This is a genomic window from Kitasatospora sp. NPDC023176, from assembly GCF_055560495.1.
The window spans coordinates 1-6845 of sequence record NZ_JBVHIP010000081.1; the positions used below are offsets into that span (position 1 = coordinate 1).

6 protein-coding genes and 1 pseudogene are annotated in these 6845 nt (G+C 66.9%); 3 read left to right on the forward strand and 4 right to left on the reverse strand.

The window, feature by feature from the left end:
• Positions 1 to 16: 16 nt before the first annotated feature.
• Positions 17 to 1357 carry a group II intron reverse transcriptase/maturase gene (gene ltrA, locus ACZ3YL_RS42240; protein ID WP_465663154.1) on the reverse strand — a complete coding sequence of 447 codons (1341 nt, stop codon included), beginning with the start codon at positions 1355 to 1357 and terminating at the stop codon, positions 17 to 19.
• Positions 1358 to 1989: 632 nt separating this feature from the next.
• A pseudogene (locus tag ACZ3YL_RS42245) lies at positions 1990 to 2394 on the reverse strand (IS701 family transposase); the annotation flags it as partial.
• Here ACZ3YL_RS42245 and ACZ3YL_RS42250 point away from each other — a divergent pair.
• Both ACZ3YL_RS42250 and ACZ3YL_RS42255 read left to right on the forward strand, forming a co-directional pair.
• Complete coding sequence (locus ACZ3YL_RS42250; RefSeq protein WP_465663156.1) at positions 2390 to 3205, forward strand: hypothetical protein; 816 nt, start codon at positions 2390 to 2392, stop codon at positions 3203 to 3205. The pseudogene ACZ3YL_RS42245 and the gene ACZ3YL_RS42250 overlap by 5 nt on opposite strands.
• On the forward strand, positions 3205 to 3525 hold the full coding sequence (locus ACZ3YL_RS42255; protein ID WP_465663158.1) for a hypothetical protein: 321 nt from the start codon (positions 3205 to 3207) through the stop codon (positions 3523 to 3525). The genes ACZ3YL_RS42250 and ACZ3YL_RS42255 overlap by 1 nt, the downstream gene beginning before the upstream one ends.
• A gap of 115 nt (positions 3526 to 3640) precedes the next feature.
• On the opposite strand, the gene ACZ3YL_RS42260 is transcribed toward ACZ3YL_RS42255, so the two are convergent.
• The gene (locus tag ACZ3YL_RS42260; RefSeq protein ID WP_465663160.1) at positions 3641 to 4843 is read right to left on the reverse strand and encodes a chymotrypsin family serine protease; all 1203 of its coding nucleotides are present in this window, start codon (positions 4841 to 4843) and stop codon (positions 3641 to 3643) included.
• Positions 4844 to 5357: 514 nt separating this feature from the next.
• Between ACZ3YL_RS42260 and ACZ3YL_RS42265 the strand changes: the two genes are divergently transcribed.
• Positions 5358 to 6104: a hypothetical protein gene (locus ACZ3YL_RS42265; protein WP_465663162.1), complete on the forward strand. Its 747-nt coding sequence runs from the start codon at positions 5358 to 5360 to the stop codon at positions 6102 to 6104.
• 115 nt (positions 6105 to 6219) lie between these two features.
• On the opposite strand, the gene ACZ3YL_RS42270 is transcribed toward ACZ3YL_RS42265, so the two are convergent.
• Positions 6220 to 6845: IS701 family transposase (locus ACZ3YL_RS42270; protein WP_465663164.1), on the reverse strand; the 626-nt coding region annotated here is incomplete at its 5' end.

Sequence of the window (6845 nt, forward strand, 5' to 3'; positions counted from 1 at the left end):
ACATGGCCCCGATCGCCTACGAGCAAAGATCAGTTACGCTGGCCACGGCCGCATAGCACCCGGTGTCCACGTTCCCGGGGGAAGCCCCGAGCTTCCACACGTAGGCGTCCAGTGCGTGGAACACGCGGCTGGACACCGCACTCCGGTAGTAGGCCGCCCAGCCCCGAATGATTGGGTTGAGCTTGTGGATCACTGCCTGGGCGTTGGTCCCTCGCAGGGCGTCGACCTCGGCAGCCAGCCTCTTCCGGATCCGTCGCACGGCTGCCGTACTTGGCTTGATCAGCAGCACCGTCCCGCCGCGGTAGCGGCGGACGTTGAAGCCCAGGAAGTCACAGCCTTCGTCGAGGTGAACGATGCTCGTCTTGTCCTCGTTGAAGACCAGCCCCCTGGGTTTCAGCCAGGTGCCCAGTCGCGCTTGGACCTGCTCGGCCTCGGCCCTGGAGTGAGCGAAAGCGAGCAGGTCGTCGGCGTATCTGATCAGCACCGGGAAACCCGGAACGGTTTCACCGGCATGTGTCCCACCGGTGTAGTAGCGGACTCCGGCAGCCTTCTCCATCCCGTGGAGGGCGATGTTGAGCAGGAGGGGACTGATCACGCCGCCTTGAGGAGTTCCCTCTTCGGTGGCGGTGAAGCACTCGTTCTCGACGACCCCGGCCTTCAGCCAGTGGGCGACCATTCCCCGGGTGGGGAACGGTCCCAGCATCTTGATGAGGTGCTCGTGATCGATGCGGTCGAATGCCGCCGCCAGGTCCGCGTCCAGGACCCACTGCCGCTTCGGGTTCTTCCCGTGCGCGACGGTGAAGATCGCTTGGATCGCGTCCTGACAGCCCCGCCCGGGCCGGAACCCGTAGGACTTGGGTTCGAACCGGGCTTCCCACTCGGGTTCCAGCGCGTTGACCGTCCTGGCTTGCAGGACGCGGTCGACGATCACGGGGATTCCGAGGGGACGCCACTTTCCATTGCTCTTGGGGATGTACACGCGCCGGGCGGGCCTGGGCTTCCACGAGGCGGCGCGGTGCTGGACCCAGGTGGCCAACTCGGCCTTGCCCGGGGCCGTGAGCACGACCCGCCCGTCGACGCCCGCCGTCCGGCGACCGGCGTTGATCTCCGTGACCCGCCGCACGCTCACGAGCGTGTTGCTGTGGCTGCGGAGCATCAGCTTTTGCGGGTTGCGGGCCTTCTTCAGGTCCCCGGCCTGCGACGCCGCGAAGATGCGCTGGCGCAGACGACGTACGTTCTCCTCGGCGGCGGCCCAGTCGACCCCATGCCAGTTGAGGAGTTCGCCCTCCGGTTCGTTCACCGCGTCGCTCGGCGGCGCGGCGTCCAACGTGCCCTTCGGTTCTGCTGTCGTTGCCATCGTCCTCTTTCGCAGGCTCACCTGACCCACGTCAGCACCCCTTCGGGTCAGGCCACTTGGGCCCTGTCCGGTCAGTTATGCGAGACGACCGGCTGGAGGAGCCGGTTTTCACCGTCCCGGTTTCCTGCTGCCTTTCGGCCACCGGCGTTCGCTTCTTGGGTCATCCTGTTCCCGCCGGGGAGTTGAGCGTTCCTCACGGTCGGCCTACCCGGCACACGGCCGGGACCCTTGCGGGGTTTCCACGTTCTGCACGAGCGAGATGCGAGCGGGGTGGGTGCCCTCTCTACCCCGGGACGGCGGTGTCCTCCCGGCCGACTGATTCTCTTCAGCCGGCGCCTGCCGCTTCTCTGCGGCCAGTCCTGTACCCCGCTGGAACATCCCATCGGTGAGGTTCGAAGTTACGAGGCATAGCCAAGGGTTCATTCGCATTCACCCGTCCGCTCTTCCCCTTGCCTGTAGCCCCCGGATGGAACGGGAGCCCTTGGGCTTTACCCCGGGCTTCGCACCCTCCCGTTACCAGGAACGCACGCCGGGGCGGGGACAGGCCCTGGACACTGGCCCGGAACTACACCTTCCTCAACGGAACCTCCTCATCGGTGAGTTCACTCAGCTCAAGCAGCCTCGTGTCGCACGAAGCACTCCTCGATCGCCCGGCGCATCCCGGCGATCCGCACCAACTGCTTCACGGTCGTTTCGAGTTGTGAGTAGGCGAGGTAGTAGGCGATCTCGTCGGGCCTGCTCAGGCTGCGGCGTGCCAGCGCCCATCGCCGGCGGATCAGGGCCTCGCCCTGGTAGTCGAACTCCGCCACGGCGGGCAGCTGGATGGCCGCCCAGTCGTAGATGCGCGGCCCTTTGGCGCCGTCTCCGCAGGAGATCCGCTGCCAGGCCTGGTCCGGGGCCTTGGCGAACAGCCAGTCGATGCGTGGACAGCCCACGCTGAACTGGGACTTGGGAACCGCCAGGACGTAGCCGACGCCGGACTGTTCCAGCAGCCGCCGCAAGCGCCCGTCCTGGCCGTAGGCGGAGTCGGCGGTGACCCCCCGGCTGGTCGACCGGGTGGTCTACCCCAGCGAAAGGAGGGCGCTGCGCCGCACGACGAAGGTCCTCGTCGAACCGTCGCCCTCCCTGCTGAGGGAGAAGCATGCGAAGACCCGCGGCGAGATCCGCAGCGCGCTGCTCACCGTGGCGGTCGGCGGTGTTGACCTGCCGGCCGCCGCCCTGGACATCCCGAACCGGACGGCGGTGCCCAAGGGTGTCTTCACCACCGGGCTCTCCGTGAGCGAGCTGATCGTCGCGGCGACCGACTCCGCCCCGAGCCTGGCCCGCAGCCAGGCCCGCGCCGACCTGGGCCACCTGGCCGTGCCGGGCCTGGTCAACGGCAAGGTGTTCCTCGGCCCGTACGGCTCCACCGGTGACCGGCGTTCGGCGGCCGTCAAGCTCGGCATCGCTGCGGAAACCGAGGACGGCGTCCTGCTGTTCATCGCGGCGATCGACGCGTTCGCGCGGATGATGCTGCTGCGCGCGGGGCGCGAGGTTGCGCCGCAGCCGGTGTCCGACGGTCGCATCCGTCGTGTGGACGGCGGCGAGTTCGATGCCGAGAAGACGGCCGACTCGGAGTGGTTCTGGGAGCGCTGGCAGGAATCGAGCGGCGAGGATGCCCCCGGCGAGGACGCCGGCGCCGTGTCCGATCCGTCGCCCAGCGAGCAGTGGGCGGACCGTCTTCAGAAGACCCAGACCGTCGTGGACGCGGCCCAGACCGCGGTGACCACCCTGGTCCACCACTTCAAGGCCATGGAGGCACTGGTCGGGCCGGACCGGGAGCTGTCCACGGCAGAGCGGTATGGCTGATGGAGCAGCTGGACGACCTGGGCGGGCACCTGAAGAAGGCCCGCGAGCACGTGCGGAACCTGCAGGATGAGACGGCGGCGGCGACGGGCACCGCCGACGACTTCGTCTACGGCACGACGGACCTCCGGTTAGCACCGCCCTGCCGGGGCAGAGGTCCCCCCTGGAGACGCCCGCTCTCGGCCCGCTCCTCCAGCGCGTTCACGTCCCGATGCTGGCCCGCGCCCTGGGCGGGTTCAGCGCCGGCCCGCGTGGACGCGCTACGGATCTGCGGGCTGAACCCGGCGCTGACGGCCGAGGAGGGCCAGGAGACGCCCGTCTGAGAGATGCGTGCAACGTGGAAAGGGCCCCGGTGCTCCGGGGCCCTTTCTTAAGAGCGGCCGCGCCGATTCCTCGGCTGCTACTGCCGCCTGGCGCGTAGCCGTTGTCCTCTACGGGTTACCCCGTCTTCAGGATCCATCCCATGTCGGCGAGCGTCTGGGAAATCGGGACGTACCACATCCCGTTGTAGCACACCGGGGTCCGAGTTCCGGCGTCAGCAGAAAGTCGACCGTTGCAGTTGGTTTGCTTTTCAAGCGACGTAATGGTTCCGCGGGCCCGGAGCTTGTCTCCGTCAACCGCGATTACAGGCCCGCCACTGTCCCCGTTGATAGAGGCGATATCGTTCGGGTCCGTCTGAACGACCTGGTCAGTGAAATTGCGCGTGACGCCGTTAGGGCCTTGAATCTTCCGGTCGACCTGAAGGACGCGCAGGCCGCAGTGGACCCCCGAGTTCGCGGCGGTGTGGCAGACGTAGTCGCCTACATTGTTGCCACTGTAACCGGCCACCGGAACGTAATCACCATCGTTGGGGTCATTCCACGGGCCACCATAGACGGCTGAGCCCGATGCCTGCTCGTCGTGCGGGGCGATGCCGATCGTGTCGTCGGAGGCAATTCCGTCCGCCTCGCTGGCGTAGCCCATATATTTGTGGCTGTACCAGGTATTGTACGAGCCTGCGCCGCAGTGCCAGGCGGTGGTGACGAGGTTCTTGCTCCCGATCGAAGGGTTGTAGACCCCAAAACCAGTGGAACAAATCGTCCCACCCGGGGTCTCTACGCCAGCGCCGCCGAGCCACGGCTCGAAGTCTGCACCTCGCGTCAGGTCTTCGACCGTCGCTTGGGGGTGGGCGTGGACTTCCACGCCAGCAATGGCAGACGCGATCGCTTCCACCTGCGGTGTCAGCTCTTCGGCGGGGAGCGACGGAAGGAAAGTCCGCATCTGTGGCGCTCGCTCGTCGTCCGTCTCGTACCCGAGGTCGAGGCCGCTCCCGTCGAGCGACGGGCCGATGCTGTTGATGTGGCTCGGCCTTTTCGCCGCGAGCGGGATGAACTTGCCGTTTGACAGCAGCTTCTCACGGGCTGTGTGCAGTTCCGCCTTGGAGTACTTGGCGGGCACGACCTGCACGTTCACGCCGTCCGGAAGGTCTTGGAGCACGCCGCGAACCGCCTCCGGGAGCTCCCCCTTCCAGTGCAAGGTGATGCGGCTGGCCCCCGGGTCTACCTCGACTTCAGAGAATCCTGGGATCCGATCCCGGTTCTGTTCATCCTGCCCTGCGGTGATGCGGTCGACGACTTTGTCGAGGGCCTCCTGCTTCTTCATGAGCTCGACGATCTCCGGCTTGGCAGCTCCTTGCAGTGTGGCTGCGCTGATGTTACCGGCTGACGGCTTCTTCTTGGGTGTGTGGCTGGGCTGCGCCGAAGCCGCAGTGGGTGCATCATCCCCCGATATGGCGATGGCCGGAGCGATTGCGGACATCGATGCCAGCAGGGCAGTGGCTAGGATTATCCACGTACGACTGGAGTTGCTTTTCTGGGCCATTCGGTTCCCCCCACAAATGGGATGCAATTATTCTTCGCGAGCGATGCCGCGCCCAGCACGGTAGTGCTAGACGAGGATCGGTGCATCGCAAATAAAAGCCCCACAAGTGCCCCCATGATGACCTTTCGGGCACGATCGTCAAGGCTTTGCCATTTCTTGACAATGACATCGAGGCGTGATGGGTGATTTGCCTAATAAGTACCGGTTCCTGGTCCGCTTGACTTCGCACACTCCGTGCCGCAAACATGACCGTGACTGCCGGGGAGGGCCCGTGACGCAAAATACCGTCCGCAAGATGTCGAAGCGACGACGGAATCGCTTGACCGCCGTAGCCGCCGTAGCCGTTCTCGGTGGCGGGTTCGCCGTCGCCACATGGATCAACTGGGGCCCGAAAACCAAGGTCTACGAAGGCCCCGTGGCCGGCTACCCACTGCTGGTCAGCTCCGACGGCCGGACCCTGACACTCAGCATCGGCTGGGGCTGCGAGAAGCAGCCCGAGCTCGTGGTACGCGAGTCCGCCAACGAGGTGAAGGTTTCCCTGCGACACACGGTCACCCCGGGCTTCTGTGACCTAGGCGGCCTCCGACAGATCGTCACCCACCTGAACGAGCCGCTCGGTTCCAGGACGCTGAGCGACGCCACCGGCAAGGCCGCCATCCACTTCGACGAGCGCAACCTCCTCCGACCCGCGTTCCTGCCGGAGAACTACTACGCGGCCCCAGCAGGCAAGATGGTCTACCTGCCCGGTGTGGCCCCACTGTCGACCGACACCCCCGCCTGGGCCATCGGGTACACGCTGGGCACGGAGCCCAACGTGCAGGGGTACCTGATCATCAGCCAGACCCTCCGGAACAGCACTCCACCGGACGGACGGGCCGTCACAGTCAAGGGTCACCCCGCGACCATCACGCACCCGGACTCCAATGGCGATCCCCGTTCGCTGACGTGGTCGGACGGGACCTACACCTTCGTCGTCGCCACCGGCGCCCCTCCACGGCTCTCGGACGAGGAACTTATCCACGTCGCCGAGAGCCTCAGGTAACTAGTAGGGCTTGGTCAGGTTCGTATGGGTGTGGGTATGTCGCGGTGGCAGGTCGGGCAGTGGCCGGCCCAGGTGGCGAGGACCAACTGCAGCTCGCGGACGACCTGGTAGAGGCTCAGGCCGCTGCCGTTCCTTTGGGGGCCCGGGCCAGCCTCCGCAGGGTGCAGAAGGCGTGGGCGAGGGCGACAAGGGTGACGTGGTGGTGCCAGCCGGTGAAGGTGCGGCCCTCGAAGTGGGCCAGTCCCAGGGCCTGCTTCATCTCGCGGTAGTCGTGTTCGATGCGCCAACGGAGCTTGGCCAGGCGGACCAGGGTGGTCAGCGGGGTGTCAGCGGGCAGGTCGGAGAGCCAGAACTGCACCGGCTCGGGCTCTCTGGCCGGCCACTCGGCCAGCAGCCAGCACTCGGACAGTTCGACGCCGTCGGTGGCGTCGCGGATCTCGCGTCCGGCAGGGCGGATCCGCAGTGCGACGAACCGCGAGTACATCCGCGTGAACCCGGTGCGGCCCTTGCCCGGACGGGAGCCCTCGCGCCAGGACACCGGCCTGGCCGCCTTCCGGCCCGCCTCCGTCACCAGGGCCTTCACGCTCTTCGCCGGATCGGGATACCGGGCGACCGGCGGGCGGCCGGTCCCGCCGTAGGGCGGGGCGAACGGCCGCGCGGAGCCCGGCTGGGCACTGAGGGTGGTGGAGATCCCCACCACGTAGTTCAGACCGCGTTCGCCCAGGCCCAGGCGAAACGCCA

Coding starts and splice junctions, on each gene's coding strand:
- ltrA (WP_465663154.1), bottom strand. CDS start 1,357: ATGGCAACGACAGCAGAACCGAAGGGCACGTTGGACGCCGCGCCGCCG.
- ACZ3YL_RS42255 (WP_465663158.1), top strand. CDS start 3,205: ATGGAGCAGCTGGACGACCTGGGCGGGCACCTGAAGAAGGCCCGCGAG.
- ACZ3YL_RS42260 (WP_465663160.1), bottom strand. CDS start 4,843: ATGAAGAAGCAGGAGGCCCTCGACAAAGTCGTCGACCGCATCACCGCA.
- ACZ3YL_RS42265 (WP_465663162.1), top strand. CDS start 5,358: ATGTCGAAGCGACGACGGAATCGCTTGACCGCCGTAGCCGCCGTAGCC.